We start from the raw sequence: 17,319 nt of genomic DNA on the forward strand, positions 1-17,319 counted from the left end.
CTACTCCCGGATCAGTTTTTCGAGGTAATGGATGGTGAAGTCCACGGTCTTGAATCCGCCATCACGGACCAGCCGCCGGTGCAGGGCCTGGTTGGTCTTGATGCCTTCCACCACCAGCTCGTCGAGGGCGATTTTCATGCGCCGTCGTGCGGTGTCCCGGCACTCGCCGAACGTGATCAGCTTGCCCACCAGCGAGTCATAATAGGGCGGAACCGTGTAGCCACTGTACAGGTGCGAGTCGACCCGCACGCCGTTACCGCCGGGCGGATGGTAGTGCTTCACATGGCCCGGACTGGGCGCGAAGGTGTTCGGGTCTTCGGCGTTGATCCGGCACTCGATGGCATGGCCGCGGGTCTCGATGTCGTCCTGGGTGTAGGACAGGGGCATGCCACTGGCAATCCGCAGCTGTTCCTTGACGATGTCGACGCCAGTGACCATTTCCGAGACCGGATGCTCCACCTGGACCCGGGTGTTCATTTCGATGAAGTAGAAACGGCCGTCCTCATAGAGGAATTCAAACGTGCCGGCGCCGACGTAGCCGATCTCCTGGCAGGCGTCGACACAGGCCTTTAGGACCTGGGCCCGGGCGTCCGGGTCGATCTGAGGCGCCGGCGCCTCCTCAATCACCTTCTGGTGACGGCGCTGCATGGAGCAGTCCCGGTCGCCCAGATGAATGACGTTGCCGTGTGTGTCCGCCAATACCTGCACTTCCACGTGGCGCGGCTTTTCCAGGTACTTCTCCAGGTAGACCGTCTCGTCGCCAAAGTTGTTGCGGGCTTCCGAGCGTGTGATCTGGATGGATTTGAGCAGGGCAGCCTCGGAGCGGACCACCTGCATACCTCGTCCGCCACCGCCGGAGGCCGCTTTGATGATGATCGGGTAACCAATGCGACGGGCGACTTCCAGGGTCTGCTCGTCGTTTTCGGTCACCGCGCCGTCAGAGCCCGGGACGGTCGGGACGCCGGCGCGGATCATCGCGTTGATCGCGGCCACCTTGTTGCCCATCATCCGGATGACGTCCGCGGGCGGGCCGATGAAGCGGAAGCCGCTCTTCTCGGCCTGCTCGGCAAAGTCGGCATTTTCCGACAGGAACCCGTAACCGGGGTGGATGCCGACCGAGTCGGTCACCTCTGCCGCACTGATGATGGTCGGAATGTTGAGATAGCTGTCGGTCGCGCTGTTGGGACCGATACAGACGGATTCGTCCGCCAGGCGCACGTGCATCAGGTCCCGATCCACCTGGGAGTGGACCGCCACCGTGCGAATCCCCAGCTCCCGGCAGGCGCGGAGAATGCGCAGAGCAATCTCGCCCCGGTTGGCGATCAGTACTTTTTCAATCATGGCCATGAGTTCGCACCCTGTTTACGAGATGACGAAGAGCGGCTGGTCAAACTCGACGGGCTGGCCGTTCTCAACCAGGACGTCCACGATGGTGCCACTCTTATCGGCCTCGATCTGGTTCATCATCTTCATTGCTTCGACAATGCAGATAACATCACCCGCTGCGACGGTCTGACCGACCTCCACGAAGGGTTTGGAGGAGGGTGAGGGCGCGCGGTAGAAGGTGCCGACCATGGGTGAGCGCACACGATGGCCCGCCGGTTCGCTCTCTCCGGCGGGTTCGTCGGCCGGCTTCTCAGTCGGAGCCGGAGCGGGCGCCTGCGGGGCGGGGGCTGGCGCGGCGACCACCGGCTCGGCCTGGCCCCGGCGACGGGAGATCCGGACGGCGTCGTCGCCTTCCTGAATCTCCAGCTCTTCAATGTCGGATTCTTCGAGCAGTTCGATCAGTTTCTTGACTTTGCGGATATCCATAATCGGGTCTCGTTAGCGTGAGTCGTTGAGTCGGGTCATCGCCGCCTGCAGGGCCAGATCGTAGCTCTGGCTGCCCAGGCCGCAGATAACGCCGGCCGCCACATCCGAGAAATAGGAGTGGCGGCGAAACGGTTCGCGAGCATGCACGTTGGACAGGTGCACTTCGATGAACGGAATGTCGGTGGCCAGTAAGGCGTCCCGAAGGGCCACGCTGGTATGGGTCCAGGCCGCTGGATTGATCAGGATGAAGTCGACGCCTTCACGGCGCGCTTCATGGACACGGTCAATAAGCTCGTATTCGGCGTTGGACTGCAGGTGCATCAGGTGGTGACCGGCCGCGGTCGCGGTCTCGTGAAGACGGTCATCGATGTCGGACAGTGTCTCGTTCCCGTAAAGGGAGGGCTCCCGGGTGCCCAGCATGTTCAGGTTGGGGCCGTGAAGAACAAGGATGGTCGCCATGAACTGTGTTTCCGTTGCCTGACTGATTTTGACAGGATCGCCGAATATCCCGACATTTTTCAGCTATCGTAGCTGGGTTTTTCCGATCTTTCGAGCGATGCCGTTCTCGTGGCCTGGTTTGCGGTGGCCTGTCGGAACATGCAGGGATTGTCAGTCAGGCGATCCGGGGCGTCCATAAGACGTTGGTGCCATGGCCCACAAGGAGAGTCTGGAAGGGCTGGGTAGGCTACTCGGGATGTTCGGTTGCCGGTTGGCGCTGATCACTGTCAGCCGCCACAGCGACGTTATTCCGGCCGTTTTCCTTGACCGAGTACAGGGCCCGGTCGGCCCGTTCGCACAGCGTCTGGGCGGATTCGCCGTTCCAGCGTGCGACGCCGCAGCTGAACGTGACCGTGAATGACTGAGCGCCGGCATGCTGGGTCAGCTCAGAGAATCGGCCCCGGATTTCGTCGATGACACGCCGAGCGTCTCCGGCGTCGGTGTCCGGCAGGATGATGGCGAACTCCTCGCCCCCATAGCGGCCGATGTGGTCGGTCTTGCGAAGCCGTTGTTTCAGGAACATCGACAGGTTGCGAAGAATGCGATCCCCGATCGGATGGCCGTAGCTGTCGTTGATGTGCTTGAAATGATCGATGTCGAGCATCACGAAGCACAGGGTGTTGCCGCTTTGTCGGGCGCGGCTGATTTCCTGCTCCAGAAGGGAGAGGGTGTGGGTGTGGTTGAACAGGCCCGTGAGACTGTCCCGGATCATCAGGGCCAGTAGGGAGCGCGCACGACGCCCGCGGTTATGAATCGTCGCGACCAGATGTTTCGGATCAATCGGCTTGGTCAGGAAGTCATCGCCGCCCAGGCTCATGGCGTGCAGTTGCTTCGAGACGTCGTCCTCGGCGGACAGGTAGATGATGGGCACACTGTGCAGCCGATCCTGCTGACGTATCACCCGGGCGATTTCCATCCCGGTACAGCCCGGCATGTACATATCCAGAATGATGATCTCCGGGCTGAATTCTTCCAGTGCGTGGATGATTCGCATTGGGTCGGTGATGACGTAGGCCTTCATGCCGGCGCGGTTCAGCGCGTTCTCCATGAACTTTGCCTGGGCCCGTGAATCATCCAGCACCAGGACCCGATAGGGCTCGACCGTGTTGCCGTGCGTGTATGTCTCGATCTTCTCGATCAATTGGCCCGGGTCCACCTGTGGGTAGAAGAACTCCTCGCCGCCGCAGCGCGAGGCGCGGAGCCGGGTCTCGATGGTGCCATCGTCCTCGCTGAGGAAGACGACCGGAATCGGGGTCTCGTGTCGGGTCTGGAGCTGTTCGACCGTGGCAATGCCTTCCAGCGTGCCCTCACCAAAGTGAACGTCCATGAGGATGGTTTCGGGCTTGTGGCGACTGCAGGCGTCCATCAGCTCATCGGGTGTGTTGAATGCCGTGGCGCGGAAGCTGAAGAACTCAAGCTGGCGGATCAGGCGCTCGGCCATTTCCTGATCCCGGAGCGCGACGTAGACCGGCGTGCGACGGTAGGTGGTCGGCTGGGCCCGAGTCTGCTGGTCGGACCGGCGGAGCGTGTGCTGCGCCAGTGTGTCCATGCCTTGCTGGATCGCCGGCCGGGTGGCTTCTGGCAGGTCCGGATCACCGGACCATTGCGCCAGGGCATCGATGATCTGCTCACCAGCACTGGCGTGTTCGGTCATGTCAAACCGACGGGCATAGCGAACCAGTTTGTCGGCAGCCGCGCTCAGCTCATCGTACAGGCCGCTCGTGTCGCTGCTGCCATCCAGGATCTTCTGCCAGGTGTCGAGGACGACCCGGGCCTGAGTCGTGACTCGCCGGCCGAAATGCTGTCGCAGTTTTTCCTGCTGGTCGTTGTCGGTCATGGTTGCTCGATCGCTGTCGCTGCGGGCCGATGTTTGGCCCGATCGGATCTTGTGCGTTTTAGTGGACGCTCTTTCGTGAGTCTATAGTGTTTAACGCACCTGTCGAAGGTCGTATGGTGTCAATGATTGTCAAAATGTGAAGCGGGTACCCGCTAGGAGTCTGCGCGGTAGAAATCGTGCCAGGCGAGATCGTCCCACTGCGAGGCCATTTTGACGGTCATTTGAGGCGCATAGTGGTTCTATGTAACGAAAATGAGCGCTCAAAAGGGACCGCAGTGGGGCGGTCGCAGCGGTGCAGACTTTCTGCCGCGCAGACTCCTAGTGTCCCGTTGCGGCGGCCTAATTGCGGTTTCAGGTGGGATGCGGCAAGGTACGCAGTCTTCGACCCCTGCTTATTCCGATTCGATCCAGAGGCAGAAATTATGCTGAACGGCGTGAAGCAATTTTTCCAGGATCGGGCCGACGACGTCCGTGACTTTACCGGCGGTGGCGTGGTGGCACGCCTGCTCGGCCTGATTCTCGTGGTGTACCTGATCGTGGCCGTGGTCCTCGGCATCTACTGGAGCGACGAGCCAGACACCTTCAGCGTGCGTGAAGACAGCCGGGCCCTGGCGCAGTCCATGGATCGCGAGCGGGTGACCGGTTTTGCGACCACGGCGACCATGATCCGGCTGGCTGAAACGCTGCTGGACAAGCCGGGCGGTTACATCCGCAATGATCTGTTTCCGCCGGGAATCTGGCTCGACAATATGCCATCCTGGGAATTTGGGGTGCTCGTCCAGTTGCGGGATATGTCACGCGCGATGCGCCGCGACATCAGTCGTTCACAGAGTCAGTCTTCGGAAGACCCGGATCTGACCATCGCCGAGCCCCAGTTCCACTTTGATAACAACAGCTGGGCGATTCCCTCCACCGAGTCCGAGTATCGGCGAGGCATTGAGGCCCTGCAACAGTACCTGGATCGGCTTTCGAATCCGGCCCAGCCACAGGCGAATTTCTATGCCCGCGCGGACAACCTGAACAGCTGGCTGGCGGATATGGAAACGCGTCTGGGCAGCATTTCCCGTCGTCTCAGTGAGAGTGTGGGCAAACAGCGGATTGACGAAGAAGACGAGCAGGCGCTGAAGGATAACCCGGAGGCCGATCTGGCCGATCGTGAGCCGGTGAAGACGCCCTGGCTGGAAATCGATAACGTTTTCTATGAGGCGCGCGGCACGACCTGGGCGATGCTGCACCTGTTCCGGGCGATCGAGGTGGATTTCCGCAAGGTGCTTGAGGACAAGAATGCGCTGGCGAGTGTGCGGCAGGTGATTGTCGAGCTGGAAGGGTCGCAGCGGGCGCTCTGGAGTCCGATGATTCTCAATGGCAGTGGCTTTGGCTTGATGGCCAACCACTCGCTGACAATGGCGTCCTACCTGGCCCGTGCCAACAGTGCCATTTCCGACCTGCGGAAACTGCTGAGCGAAGGGTGATCGCAAGGAAGGCGCTCTTCCGGTCGCCCTGACCGGAAGAGCGTGAATCGGCCTACTTGCCGTAGTTGGCGACGGACTCTTCCACCGCCTTGCGGGCGGCGTCGGCGTTGTCCCAGTTCTGGACCTTCACCCACTTGCCCGGCTCAAGCGTCTTGTAGTTCTCGAAGAAGTGCTGGATCTGGTCTCTCAGCAGCTGCGGGATGTCGTCCACATCCTTCACGTCGCTGTACGCCTTGGTCAGCTTGTCGTGCGGCACCGCGACGAGTTTGGCGTCACCGCCCGCTTCGTCTTCCATGTTCAGAACGCCGACCGGACGGGCCCGGATGATGGAGCCCGGCTGGACCGGGTAGGGCGCGATCACCAGCACGTCCAGCGGGTCGCCGTCGTCCGCCAGCGTGTGGGGGATGAACCCGTAGTTGCACGGGTAGAACATGGGCGTGGCCATGAATCGGTCCACGAGCAGTGCGCCCATGTCCTTGTCGATCTCGTACTTGACCGGGGAGCTGTTGGCCGGAATCTCAATGGCTACGAAGATGTCTTCGGGCGGATTTTTGCCGGCGGGGATGTTATCGAAGTTCATGACGGGTCCTTCTTTCGATGGATGACGGGTTCAGATTCAAATAGTCGATGCGATAAAGAAAGTGCCCGGATTATACGGAATCCCCCCGACCAGAAAAACTCGACGGTGGGCGAACGGCCTCGGCAGCCTCGCCCGCATCGTCACAGCCCCATCTGCTTGGCGATCAGCTCTTTCATGATTTCGTTGGTGCCGCCCCCGATGGCCAGCAGGCGTCCGTCCCGGTAAAGGCGCTCGACGGCGGCTTCCCGCATGTAGCCCATACCCCCATGGAGCTGGATGGCCTCACGGGTGACCGATTCGCACACGTCTGAACACAGGTTTTTCGCCATGGCCACCTGTTTGACCGGCGCCTTTCCGGCCTGCATCAGGGCGGCGCACCGATAGGTGTATTCGCGGGCCACATCCACCTTCGTGGCCATGTCCACCAGTTTGTGCCGGGTGATCTGGAAGCCGTTGATGGGCCGACCGAAGGCCTGGCGCTGGCCGGTGTACTCCATGGCCATTTCCAGGGCAATCTGGGCGGTGGTGTACCCCATGATGGCCAGCATCAGCCGTTCGGCGAGGAAGTTGCTCATGATGACGGCAAAGCCGCCGTTCTCTTGGCCGATCAATCGGTCTGCCGGCACCCGGCAGTCATCAAACGACAGCTCGGCGGTGTCGCTCGCCCACCACCCCATCTTCTTCAGGTGGCGGCCGCGGGTGAACCCGGGCGTGTCCCGGTCGACGAGGAACAGGCTGATGCCGCCGTGGCCGTCGCCGCCGGTCCGGGCGGCCACCGTGTAGTAGTCCGCTCGATGGCCGCTGGTGATGAACGTCTTACTGCCGTTGAGAATGAAGTCGTCGCCATCACGGGTGGCGCGGGTGCGGATATTGGCGACGTCCGAGCCGCCGCCGGGTTCGGTGATCCCCAGTGCCATGATCCGTTCACCGGTGAGCACCGATGGCACGATCGCGTCCCGGAGTTCGGGCCGGGCCCACTTGATGACTGGCGGCAGGGCAATGTCGAGAGATCCGAGGCCAGCGACCAGGCCGCCGGATGTCGAGCGCATCAGTTCCTCACTGATGGCGACTTTCATGAACACGTCGCCCTCGCTGTGGCCGCCCAGTGCCTCCGGGTAACCGGCACCAAGCAGCCCGGCCTCGCCAGCCAGTGTGTAGATCTCCCTTGGGAACTCTCCGGCTTCCTCCCAGTCGTCGATGTGGGGCAGGACGTGAGTCTGGATGAACTTGCGGGTCGTCTCGCGGGCCTGGTTGTGCGTCTCGTTGAAATAGGCGGTCATGGCTGGCCTCTTGTTCTGTCGCGTGTTCTGAGGTGTGAGTATTGCGCGACAGGCCGATACCAAGCAAGCGCTTGGTTTGCCATGTGGGCCAAAGAATCGCGAAGTAGGGGAGGTCAATGTAGCCGATGTCTCCGACTTCGGAATCGCCCCCAGGGCGACCGATATCTGCCCTCAACCACTGGGCACTTGGTCGTCCCTGACGCCAAATGCGACCGCGACATCCCTGTCGCTCCTCCGGCAATGACCGCCAGCCGATCCCTTCGTGCCACGGAGTCACCTCAGTTTCCGTGATTTCCGTGTCTTTCCGTGGCAAAACAATGTCGGTCTTCCGGAGGAAGCTAGGTTCCGCGCCCGAGCGTCTCCACACCCTGATCCGTCCCCACGAACACCGTATCCGCCGGACGCTGCGCGAACAGGCCGTTAGTGACCACGCCGGTGATCTGATTCAACTGGCGTTCCAGTTCGATGGGGTTGTTGATGGTCAGGTTGTGCACGTCGAGGATGATGTTGCCGTTGTCCGTCGTCACGCCCTGGCGATAGACCGGATCGCCCTCAAGATTGACGATTTCACGGGCGACGTAGCTGCGGGCCATGGGAATGACCTCGATGGGCAGGGGGAAGGCACCGAGAAGGCTGACCCGTTTCGACTGATCGGCGATGCACAGGAACTGGTCGGCGACTGCCGCGACGATCTTCTCTCGCGTGAGCGCGCCGCCACCGCCCTTGATCAGTTCCCGCTGCTCGTTGAATTCATCGGCGCCGTCCACATAAAAGCGCAGTTCGGAGACGGAATTGAGGTCGTATACCGGAATGCCCCGCTCCCTCAGTCGCTGAGCGCTCGCCTCGGAGCTGGCAACGGCGCCGTCAAATTGTGTGCGAAGGTCGCCCAGCAGGTCGATGAACCGGTTGGCCGTACTGCCGGTGCCGATGCCGATCACCATGTCTGAATCCATGTTCGGGCGAATGGTATCGAGTGCGGCCTGGGCAACGGCCTGTTTGAGATCGTCCTGGCTCATGGGGCCTCCTGGGGTCGGGGTCAATCGAATCCCCTATTATAACGCCCGCGATGCCTCCCATCACAGCCGCTCTCTCTGGACGCTGGCCCTGTTCACTCCTTACACTACTTGGCTTTCTACTGACACTATTCCGATCCGACTGACGGACACGCTCACCATGCCTCAGCGCTATATCAAGAAAATCCTCGATGCCCGGGTTTACGACGTGGCCATCGAATCGCCCCTGACCCACGCCCGGAATCTCTCCCGGCGGTTTGACAACCACATTATGCTCAAGCGTGAAGACCTGCAGCCGGTCTTCTCCTTCAAGTGCCGGGGTGCTTACAACCGGATTGCCCAGCTCTCGGATGAGCAGAAAAAGAAGGGGGTGATCTGTGCGTCGGCGGGAAACCACGCTCAGGGCGTGGCGCTGGCGGCCAAGGAGCTGGGGATTCGCGCGGTGATTGTGATGCCGAGGACCACGCCGGACATCAAGGTGATGTCGGTGCGGGACCGGGGGGCCAAGGTTGTCCTCAAGGGCGACGCCTTTGATGAGGCGGCCGCCGAAGCGCAGAAGTGGATCGAGAAGGAAGGGCTCACCTATATCCCACCCTATGACAACCCCGATGTGATTGCCGGCCAGGGCACGGTGGCGATGGAGCTGATGTGGCAGTTCTCGCGTCCGCTGCACGCTGTTTTCGTGCCCGTCGGCGGTGGCGGCCTGATGGCGGGTATGGCGGCCTACATCAAGTATCTGCGCCCGGAAATCAAGGTGATTGGCGTCGAGCCGGAGGATTCCAATTGCCTGCAGGCAGCGCTCGCGGCCGGTGATCGTGTGGTTCTGGATGAAGTCGGCATCTTTGTCGATGGCGTGGCCGTCAAGCAAATCGGTGAATGCACGTGGGAAATCTGCAAAGACCACGTCGATGAGGTGATCACCGTGAGCGTCGACGAGGTCTGTGCCGCCATCAAGGATGTGTTCGAGGACACGCGTTCCATCGCCGAGCCCGCAGGTGCGCTGTCGGTGGCCGGGATGAAACGTTACATCCAGCGAGAAGGCATCGAGGGGGAGAATCTTGCCGGCGTGCTGAGCGGCGCCAACATGAACTTTGACCGGCTGCGCTACATCTCAGAGCGCACGGAAGTGGGTGAGCAGCGCGAGGCCATTCTGGCGGTCACGATTCCTGAGCGCCCCGGCAGTTTCCGGTCGTTCATCAAGGCGCTGCATAAGCGCAGCATCACCGAGTTCAACTACCGGTATTCGGATGGCGAAGAGGCGAAGATCTTTGTCGGCATCAAGATCCAGGCTGGGGGCCTGGGCCGGGATGAGCTGGTGCAGGAACTGCGCGAAGCCGGCTATCCGGTGCTTGACCTGACCGACAGCGACATTGCCAAGCAACACATCCGTCACATGGTGGGTGGGCATGCGCCGGAGGTCAGCAATGAGAAAGTCTTCCAGTTCGAGTTCCCGGAGCGTCCTGGCGCGCTGCTCAAGTTCCTGATGTCCCTGGGCACGCGCTGGAACATTTCCATGTTCCACTACCGCAACCACGGGGCGGCGTACAGTCGCGTTTTGATGGGGGCCCAGGTCGACAGCGACGAGTTCGAGGACTTCTGCGAGATGCTCGATAAGATTGGATTCCGGTACGAGCATGTCACCGACAACGAGGCGTACCGGATGTTCCTTGGCAAGGGCAATGGCCATTGACCCGGCGACATCCCCGATGCTGGTTGAAAAATAACGCAACGTTAATGCGTCAAAAATTGCAAAACAGTGATTAGCTGATACTATTTATAAAAATTATGGGTGTTATCGGTAAGGCGCTGATAGTTGAGGCGTAAGCCTGAAAGGCGTCTCGGCATAGCTGTCTTTGAAGTCCAACACTGAGCACCCTCTTCAATAGCTTGAAATAGAAAAGAAAAAACGATTGCCAAGGGGCGATCCATTTTCGGGGGTTAAGTCATTATGGAACGCAAGCCTGACGTGATTCGGGCATTGGTGTTCGTGTTTGCACTGGGGCTGGCGGTGACGGGGTTCACCACCCTGCAGGCGTCTGAGTCTGATCAGACCGTGAGCACGGACCAGTCCGGCATGCTGACGTCCATGCTGGACTGAGATGGCCCGTCTTTGTCATCACCGTGAGCAGTTCTGAAAGCGCCCGATGGGCGCTTTCTGTCGTTATGGAGTGCCTTTCCCTTTGTCTTCCTTCCCTGTCTGATAGCGCGGTGTGTCGATTACCGCTCGTTGTTGCCAGCCAGTTATCGTTTCAGGCGTAATCGCCCCTGACGGGACTCGGGAATGCATGCGCGCCCAAACCAGCGTGTGATCGCCCCCGACTCCGGGCCTTCGATCCGGTGGTTTTTCGGATCAACGCGTCGCGTTGGTGTCACGATCCGGTTCAGCGGCACATCCCAGGGTTGGGTCGGCAGGGTGTCCATTTCCTGGCAGTCGTGAGCAACGCCGATCAACACCGGGGGACGGTTCGGCTCGACTTTCTTGAACCCAAACGTCCGGTCATAGAATCCCCCGCCCATTCCCAGTCGTTCTCCCCGATGATCGAAGCCCACAAGCGGCATGAATACCGCATCCAGCGCCCACGCCGGTCGCCGCTGGTTCTCGGCGCGCCGTGGCTCCGGAATGCCCAGGTGGTTCGGGATCAGCCGGGTATCCGGCTCATAGCGGAAGAACCACAGCAGATTCCCCAGTATCGGATGCAGGACAGGAAGATAAACGTGGATGCCGCGCCGCCGCGCTTCCGAGACGAATGGGCGCAGGTCGATTTCGCCATCGTTGGGCAGGTAGATACCGACGTGACGAAAGCGGGATTGAGAGGCCAGTCGCGTCAGCTGATGAGCCAGCCGTCGCGCCGCTTCACGCTGCTGCCGTCCGGACAGGGCGCGTCGCCGCAGGCGCAGTTTCCGGCGCAACCGGCGTCGCTCTTGCTTCATGCTGGAGGGGCGTGTCGTCATCGGATGGGATGCGGCTGGTGGATAGCTTCCCGGGCTGTCGCCTTCGGAGTAGCCCTTGAACCCTAAGATTCAAGGTGGTGGCCGCTTGTGCCACATTAGGCTTTCCCCTGCAGTGGGGGACTTGCTCACAATGACCTGAAGTAGCCACCTGGGTAGTACGCATCGGCTCGAGGACCTATCCGACCGTCGAGCAGCCCAGGAAGTTCCTCTCATTATACGGGCAAGGCCCCGCGTGATTGCAACCGCCGTTGGACGGTTATCCGGCGTTCTGGCCGGAATCGTCACCGAGCACTTCGTCCAGGCGCCGGTCCAGTTGCGCCAGCAGGTTGGAGGCGTCACTGGAGAGGTGGTTCTGATGCAGCAGTTCGTGTGTGATGTTCAATGCCGCCATGACGGCGATGCGCTCCGTGCCGAACACCTTGCCGCTGGAGCGGATCTCGCGCATCTTACTGTCCAGGTAGCGGGCGGATTCATACAGCTCACCCCGGGATTCGTCATTCGGGCAGGCGACCAGGTAGTCCTTGTCGAGGATGTTGACTTCCGCTGTGTTCGACGTGTCCGCCATCAACGTTGCTCCAGTGCTCTGAGACGGCCAATCATGGCTTCAATCTTGTTCCGGGCGAGATCATTCTTCTGAACGAGCTGGGCCCGCTCGCGGTTCCAGTCGTCCTGTGCCTGGCGCATGGCCGTATTTTCCCGCTCGAGTTTTTCACAGCGGGCAATCAGGCGATCCACCTTCTCGGCCAGTGATTGCAGTTCCGGCTGGTCCATGTCGCGTACTGTCTCGTGGGTAGGGTGTTTGAAAATCACTATAATGGTGCCCCTGTAAGGGGTCAATTTGACGATGGCGCGACACGTGACAGTCCTGTCATGACGCCGGTGCCAACACGGCCCCGGAATGCTAGGATGGGCCCACATTCAACGACCGGGTCGACGCCAATACCGATGACCGAACACGACGCCCCAACCGTTCCTGCCAACGACTTTGAAACCTGGGCCAATCACTACGCCGCTCACCGGGCGTTCAGCCATCCTTCTGAGCTGCACGGTGGCCTTTGTGGCCGTCTTGCGGCCGGCGCCCGGCTGGACGCCGATGAATGGCTTGATGTGGCGTCCGAACAGATCGGCGTCGCGCCAGAGGCCATACAGTCTGCTTCGGATCTGAAGCAGTTCCTGTCGGATGTGTATGACCAGACATTGTCGGGGCTTCAGGCCCACGACATGACGTTTCAGCCGGTGTTGCCGGACGATGATCACGCGCTGGACCAGCGTCTTCAGGCCCTTTCGGCCTGGGTGCGTGGGTTCCTTGAAGGCATGGCCGTCTGCGCCAGTCAGGAACTGGGCGAGGCCTCCGGCGAGATCCGGGAGATTGTTGAGGACATGGTGGCCATCAGTCAGGTCGCCGACGGCGAAGACGATTCGGAAGAGGGCGAGCTGCAGCTGCTCGAACTCATTGAGTATGTCCGGGTCGGCGCGATGACCATCTTTATCGAGTTCAATCCGTCGGCGCCGCCGCCCAGTCCGGACGCCACGCTTCACTGACGGGAGAATTGCCAGACATGATGATGCCGATCCAGGAATTTGCCGACCGCCGTGCCCGACTTGCCGAGCGGATGGCGGAAGACAGTATCGCCATCGTTCCGGCCGCTCCGGAACGGGTCCGGAACCGGGATGTGCTGCATCCGTTCCGGCAGGACAGTGATTTCTACTACCTCACGGGCTTCAATGAGCCGGATGCGGTGTTCGTTCTGATTCCCGGTCGCGAGCATGGTGAGGCCGTCCTGTTCTGCCGGGAGCGCAACCCGGAGAAAGAGCTCTGGGACGGCTCGCTGGTGGGCCAGGACGGGGCGGTCGCGGACTACGGCATGGACGATGCCTTCCCGATTGCCGACATCGACGACATCCTGCCGGGCATGATCGAGGGACGGAGCCGGGTGTACTACCCGCTGGGCCGGGACCAGTCGTTCGACACGAAAGTGATGGACTGGGTCAAGCGGATCCGCAGCAAGTTGCGGGCGGGTGCCCAGCCGCCGGGCGAGTTTGTGGCACTGGAACACACCCTCCACGACCTGCGTCTTTATAAGAGTGCTGCCGAGGTCAAGGTGATGGCCCGCGCCGGCCAGATCAGTGCCGAGGCGCACCGAAGGGCGATGAAACGGGCTCTCAAGGGTGGTTACGAATACCAGCTTGAGGCTGAGCTGATCCACACTTTCATGGAGCACGGGGCCCGCTCGACGGCGTACCCATCCATTGTCGGCAGTGGCGCCAACGCCTGTGTGCTGCACTATATCGATAACAGCGCGCCGCTGAACGACGGCGATCTGGTGCTGATTGATGCTGGCTGCGAGCTGGAGAACTACGCCTCGGACATCACCCGGACCTTCCCGGTCAATGGGCGTTTTTCGGACGCCCAGAAAGCCCTGTACGAAGTGGTGCTGGCGGCGCAGTACCAGGCCATTGAGGCGGTCCAGCCAGGCAACCACTGGAATCAGCCGCATGAGGTGGCGGTTGAGGTGCTGACCCAGGGGCTGATTGAGCTGGGGATTCTGCGGGATATGACGCTGGACCAGGCTATCGAAAAGCAGGCCTATCGGCCCTATTTCATGCACCGGGTCGGGCACTGGATCGGAATGGATGTGCATGACGTGGGCGACTACAAGATTGGCGATGCCTGGCGCGTCATGGAACCGGGGATGGCGATGACCATTGAACCCGGTCTCTACATACCGCCGGACGACACCAACGTGGATGAGAAGTGGTGGGGCATTGGCATCCGCATTGAGGACGATGTGGTCGTGACCCGCAAGGGCTGTCGTATCCTCACCAGCGACGTGCCCAAAACCATCGAGGACATCGAAGCGCTGATGGCCGCCTGAGTGGAGCTGCAATGACCCAGTTCGACACGGACATCGTGATCGCCGGCGGCGGGCTGGCCGGTGCGACCCTGGCCCTCGCCCTGGCGCGGACAATGCCGTCCCTGCGGGTGACGGTGATCGAAGCCTTTCCGCTGTCACCGGATGCGCTCCCCGACGACTACCAGCCCAGCTACGATGCCCGTTCGACGGCACTGGCGTGGGGGTCCCGGGGTATCTATGAGCGTCTGGGCCTCTGGGAACGTCTCTCAGAGCAGGCAACGGCCATCCGCGACATTCATGTCTCGGACCGGGGCCGGTTCGGCGTCACGCGGCTGTCTGCCGCGGAGCATGGACAGCCGGCACTGGGGTATGTGGTGGACAATCGCTGGCTGGGGCTGAGCCTGATGGGCGCGCTGCTTGAGCAGCCGTCCGTAACCTGGCGCGCGCCAGCCCGGGTGATCGATGTGGCCCCCTTGGCAGAGGGCGCTCGGGTGCACCTGAGCGAAGACGATGCGGAGACCGCGCTGACGGCTCAGTGCCTGGTGGTGGCCGATGGTGGCCGGTCCGGGCTGCGGGAAACGCTGGGATTCCAGCCGCGGCACCATGATTACGGAGAGAATGCGCTGATTGCCAATGTGACCACCGAGCAGCCTCACGGCGGCATAGCGTGGGAGCGTTTTACCGACCATGGACCCATGGCGCTGCTGCCGATGGGCGGCAATGGCCCCGCGGCCAACCAGTCCGCCCTGGTCTGGACGCTGGACGACGAGCAGCTGGATGACATCCTGTCGCTGGATGATGCCGGCAAGCTTAGCCGCCTTCAGGCGCGCTTTGGCTGGCGTCTCGGACGGTTCACGCACATCGGCGCGTGCCAGCATTACCCGCTGAAGCTGACCACCGTGAGCGAATCCGTTCGTCCGGGCATCGTGCTGGTGGGCAACGCGGCCCATACGCTCCATCCCGTGGCCGGGCAGGGGTTCAACCTCGCGCTCCGGGGGCTGATGGCGCTGGTCGAACGGTTTGCCCAGGCGCAGGCCAATGGTGAGCCGCTGGGTCGCCTGTCGGTTCTGGGCGCTTATCAGCGCGATCATCAGGCGGACTGGCAGCAGACCGTTGGGTTTTCGGACTCGCTGATCCGGCTCTTTGGTGCCCGCATCCCGGTTCTGGGGGCGGCCCGGGATGCCGGACTGGCAGGGCTGGACCTGATGCCGGGCGCGAAACGCTGGTTTGCCCGCCGTGCCATGGGCCTTGGCCGACGCCAGCACGGTGCGGGATCGAATGCCCCGGAGGCCGGATCATGACAATGTCGTTTGACATCCTCGTTGTCGGCGGTGGTCTCACCGGCACGGCCGCCGCGCTGGGACTGGTCCAGCAGGGATGGCGCGTCGGGCTGGTTGAAGGGGCGCCCGCCGCCAAGCTGACCGCGCGGCTGCCCGATGCCCATCAGGCCGCGGACTTCACGCCGCGGGTCAGTGCGCTGTCTCCGGCCAGCGAGCGTCTGCTGACGGAGCTGGGGGTCTGGCCAGACATCCGCAGCCGGCGTCACTGCCCCTACCAGCGTATGGAGGTCTGGGATGGTGACGGCACCGGTTCGATTGAGTTTGAAGCGGCGGAACTGCACACGCCGTCGCTGGGCGCTATCGTCGAGAACCAGTCGGTCGTCTCCGCGCTCGTGGCCGGCTTCCGCGACAGCGACGGCGTACTGATCGACGGCCGGACGGTCGTGCGTTGGGAGGATCAGGACGGCCGACAGGCGCTGACCCTCGACGACGATCGGTCGCTGACCGCCGACCTGATCATTGCCGCTGATGGACCGCAGTCACGCCTGCGCCAGTGGGGTGGATTGCCGACACGCGAATGGGACTATGGTCAGGAAGCCATTGTCTGCACGGTGGAAACCACCCAGCCCCATGGCTTCACGGCCTGGCAGCGCTTCTCGCCCACCGGTCCGCTGGCGTTCCTGCCACTTCAGACAGACGAGGGCGACAGCCACTGCTGCTCCATTGTCTGGTCCCAGGACACGGATGAGGCGCGTCGGTTAATGGCGCTGGACGACAATGCCTTCACCGCCGAACTGGAAGCGGCGATCGAACAGCGTCTGGGGCCGATCCGGTCGCTGTCGCGCCGCTACAGCTTCCCCTTGCGACAGCGCCACGCCAAGGATTACGTGCGCCCGGGTATGGCGCTGATCGGCGATGCGGCGCATACGATTCACCCGCTGGCCGGTCAGGGGGTGAATCTGGGGTACAGCGATGTGCGCGTGCTGCTCGAAGAACTCCAGCGGGCCCGGCGGACGGGGCTGCCTCCGGCCGACCGGCTCCTGCTGGGGCGCTACCAGCGCCGCCGCAAGGGCGAAAATCTCGCCATGATGGCGGCCATGGAGGGCTTCAAGCGCCTGTTCGCCCGCGACGAACTGCCCCTGCGTTGGGTGCGCAATGCCGGCATGCGCTGGTTGGACGGGCAGTCACCTCTGAAAAACCGCATCGCCGCCGAAGCTATGGGTTTTCACTGACACCAGGACGTGACACCGTCGATTGAACGGTCGGGGGCGGGTCGGTAGACTTCGCTATCAATACGGAAATGATTCGCCACGGAACCCGCGGAAAGACGCGGAAGGGATTAATAGGCCACGGAATCCACGGAAGAACACGGAAGTAAAAGAAGAGAAGAGACGAACAGACGGCTCCGGGACATAGCGACCTTTGATCGCCTGCATCATGCGTTTTCAGTTTCTTTTTTCAGTGTTCTTCCGTGGATTCCGTGGCTAACAATCGCTGTTTCCGCGCCCTTCCGCGGATTCCGCGGCGAACAAGCAATCGATTCATCTTCACGGACCGAAGATCATGCCACAGGCCAAGGGACTGCAATTCACCGTCCGGGTGAGCCAACTGCCGGACGATCATTTCGCGGTGGTGGGCTTCTCATTGCACGAGGGGCTCTCCGAGTTGTTCGAGGGCGTTGTTGAGCTGGCCAGTACCGATGCGGCGGTTGCCGCAGGGGACGTGCTCGAACAGCCCATC

17 protein-coding genes and 1 other RNA gene are annotated in these 17,319 nt (G+C 61.9%); 7 read left to right on the plus strand and 11 right to left on the minus strand.

What is annotated here, in order from left to right:
• The 4 genes from accC to C8D92_RS09585 all read right to left on the minus strand — a co-directional run bounded on the left by accC (window position 1) and on the right by C8D92_RS09585 (window position 4,147).
• Window positions 1-1,341, minus strand: coding sequence for an acetyl-CoA carboxylase biotin carboxylase subunit (accC, locus tag C8D92_RS09570; protein ID WP_207775158.1), 1,341 nt, complete (start codon window positions 1,339-1,341; stop codon window positions 1-3).
• Between the two features lie 21 nt (window positions 1,342-1,362).
• Window positions 1,363-1,812, minus strand: coding sequence for an acetyl-CoA carboxylase biotin carboxyl carrier protein (accB, locus tag C8D92_RS09575; protein ID WP_116919221.1), 450 nt, complete (start codon window positions 1,810-1,812; stop codon window positions 1,363-1,365).
• Window positions 1,813-1,824: 12 nt separating this feature from the next.
• Complete coding sequence (aroQ, locus tag C8D92_RS09580; RefSeq protein WP_116919222.1) at window positions 1,825-2,271, minus strand: type II 3-dehydroquinate dehydratase; 447 nt, start codon at window positions 2,269-2,271, stop codon at window positions 1,825-1,827.
• A 226-nt stretch (window positions 2,272-2,497) separates the two neighbouring features.
• Complete coding sequence (locus tag C8D92_RS09585) at window positions 2,498-4,147, minus strand: diguanylate cyclase (protein WP_116919223.1); 1,650 nt, start codon at window positions 4,145-4,147, stop codon at window positions 2,498-2,500.
• Window positions 4,148-4,569: 422 nt separating this feature from the next.
• Between C8D92_RS09585 and C8D92_RS09590 the strand changes: the two genes are divergently transcribed.
• Window positions 4,570-5,619: a DUF2333 family protein gene (locus C8D92_RS09590; protein ID WP_116919224.1), complete on the plus strand. Its 1,050-nt coding sequence runs from the start codon at window positions 4,570-4,572 to the stop codon at window positions 5,617-5,619.
• Between the two features lie 52 nt (window positions 5,620-5,671).
• Here C8D92_RS09590 and ppa read toward each other — a convergent pair whose 3' ends face one another.
• The 3 genes from ppa to rpiA all read right to left on the minus strand — a co-directional run bounded on the left by ppa (window position 5,672) and on the right by rpiA (window position 8,495).
• Window positions 5,672-6,199, minus strand: a complete 528-nt coding sequence (gene ppa, locus C8D92_RS09595; protein WP_095611570.1) for an inorganic diphosphatase — start codon at window positions 6,197-6,199, stop codon at window positions 5,672-5,674.
• Window positions 6,200-6,339: 140 nt separating this feature from the next.
• Window positions 6,340-7,479, minus strand: a complete 1,140-nt coding sequence (locus tag C8D92_RS09600; protein WP_116919225.1) for an acyl-CoA dehydrogenase family protein — start codon at window positions 7,477-7,479, stop codon at window positions 6,340-6,342.
• Between the two features lie 338 nt (window positions 7,480-7,817).
• Window positions 7,818-8,495, minus strand: coding sequence for a ribose-5-phosphate isomerase RpiA (gene rpiA, locus C8D92_RS09605; protein ID WP_116919226.1), 678 nt, complete (start codon window positions 8,493-8,495; stop codon window positions 7,818-7,820).
• 157 nt (window positions 8,496-8,652) lie between these two features.
• Here rpiA and ilvA point away from each other — a divergent pair, with 157 nt between their 5' ends.
• Both ilvA and C8D92_RS15680 read left to right on the plus strand, forming a co-directional pair.
• Entirely contained in the window at window positions 8,653-10,182 is a 1,530-nt protein-coding gene (gene ilvA, locus C8D92_RS09610; protein ID WP_095611567.1) for a threonine ammonia-lyase, biosynthetic, read from the plus strand.
• A gap of 258 nt (window positions 10,183-10,440) precedes the next feature.
• On the plus strand, window positions 10,441-10,590 hold the full coding sequence (locus C8D92_RS15680; RefSeq protein ID WP_165819264.1) for a hypothetical protein: 150 nt from the start codon (window positions 10,441-10,443) through the stop codon (window positions 10,588-10,590).
• A 143-nt stretch (window positions 10,591-10,733) separates the two neighbouring features.
• Here C8D92_RS15680 and C8D92_RS09615 read toward each other — a convergent pair whose 3' ends face one another.
• The 4 genes from C8D92_RS09615 to C8D92_RS09630 all read right to left on the minus strand — a co-directional run bounded on the left by C8D92_RS09615 (window position 10,734) and on the right by C8D92_RS09630 (window position 12,215).
• Window positions 10,734-11,423 (minus strand): 5-formyltetrahydrofolate cyclo-ligase, encoded by a 690-nt coding sequence (locus C8D92_RS09615; RefSeq protein ID WP_243402416.1) that lies wholly within the window; start codon window positions 11,421-11,423, stop codon window positions 10,734-10,736.
• 43 nt (window positions 11,424-11,466) lie between these two features.
• A non-coding RNA gene (gene ssrS, locus C8D92_RS09620) (6S RNA) lies at window positions 11,467-11,649 on the minus strand.
• 51 nt (window positions 11,650-11,700) lie between these two features.
• Window positions 11,701-12,009 carry a cell division protein ZapA gene (locus C8D92_RS09625; protein ID WP_095611565.1) on the minus strand — a complete coding sequence of 103 codons (309 nt, stop codon included), beginning with the start codon at window positions 12,007-12,009 and terminating at the stop codon, window positions 11,701-11,703.
• Entirely contained in the window at window positions 12,009-12,215 is a 207-nt protein-coding gene (locus C8D92_RS09630; RefSeq protein ID WP_095611564.1) for a TIGR02449 family protein, read from the minus strand. The genes C8D92_RS09625 and C8D92_RS09630 overlap by 1 nt, the downstream gene beginning before the upstream one ends.
• Before the next feature lie 174 nt (window positions 12,216-12,389).
• Between C8D92_RS09630 and C8D92_RS09635 the strand changes: the two genes are divergently transcribed.
• The 4 genes from C8D92_RS09635 to C8D92_RS09650 are packed head-to-tail and all read left to right on the plus strand — an operon-like array spanning window position 12,390 to window position 16,811.
• A complete protein-coding gene (locus tag C8D92_RS09635) occupies window positions 12,390-12,986 on the plus strand; it encodes a UPF0149 family protein (RefSeq protein WP_116919228.1) in 597 nt (198 codons plus the stop codon).
• 17 nt (window positions 12,987-13,003) lie between these two features.
• Complete coding sequence (pepP, locus tag C8D92_RS09640; protein WP_116919229.1) at window positions 13,004-14,320, plus strand: Xaa-Pro aminopeptidase; 1,317 nt, start codon at window positions 13,004-13,006, stop codon at window positions 14,318-14,320.
• A gap of 11 nt (window positions 14,321-14,331) precedes the next feature.
• On the plus strand, window positions 14,332-15,600 hold the full coding sequence (gene ubiH, locus C8D92_RS09645; RefSeq protein ID WP_116919230.1) for a 2-octaprenyl-6-methoxyphenyl hydroxylase: 1,269 nt from the start codon (window positions 14,332-14,334) through the stop codon (window positions 15,598-15,600).
• On the plus strand, window positions 15,597-16,811 hold the full coding sequence (locus C8D92_RS09650; RefSeq protein WP_116919231.1) for a UbiH/UbiF/VisC/COQ6 family ubiquinone biosynthesis hydroxylase: 1,215 nt from the start codon (window positions 15,597-15,599) through the stop codon (window positions 16,809-16,811). The genes ubiH and C8D92_RS09650 overlap by 4 nt, the downstream gene beginning before the upstream one ends.
• Window positions 16,812-17,319: the final 508 nt, after the last annotated feature.

This window comes from Tamilnaduibacter salinus, from assembly GCF_003096655.1.
Taxonomy (GTDB): Bacteria; Pseudomonadota; Gammaproteobacteria; order Pseudomonadales; family Oleiphilaceae; genus Tamilnaduibacter; species Tamilnaduibacter salinus.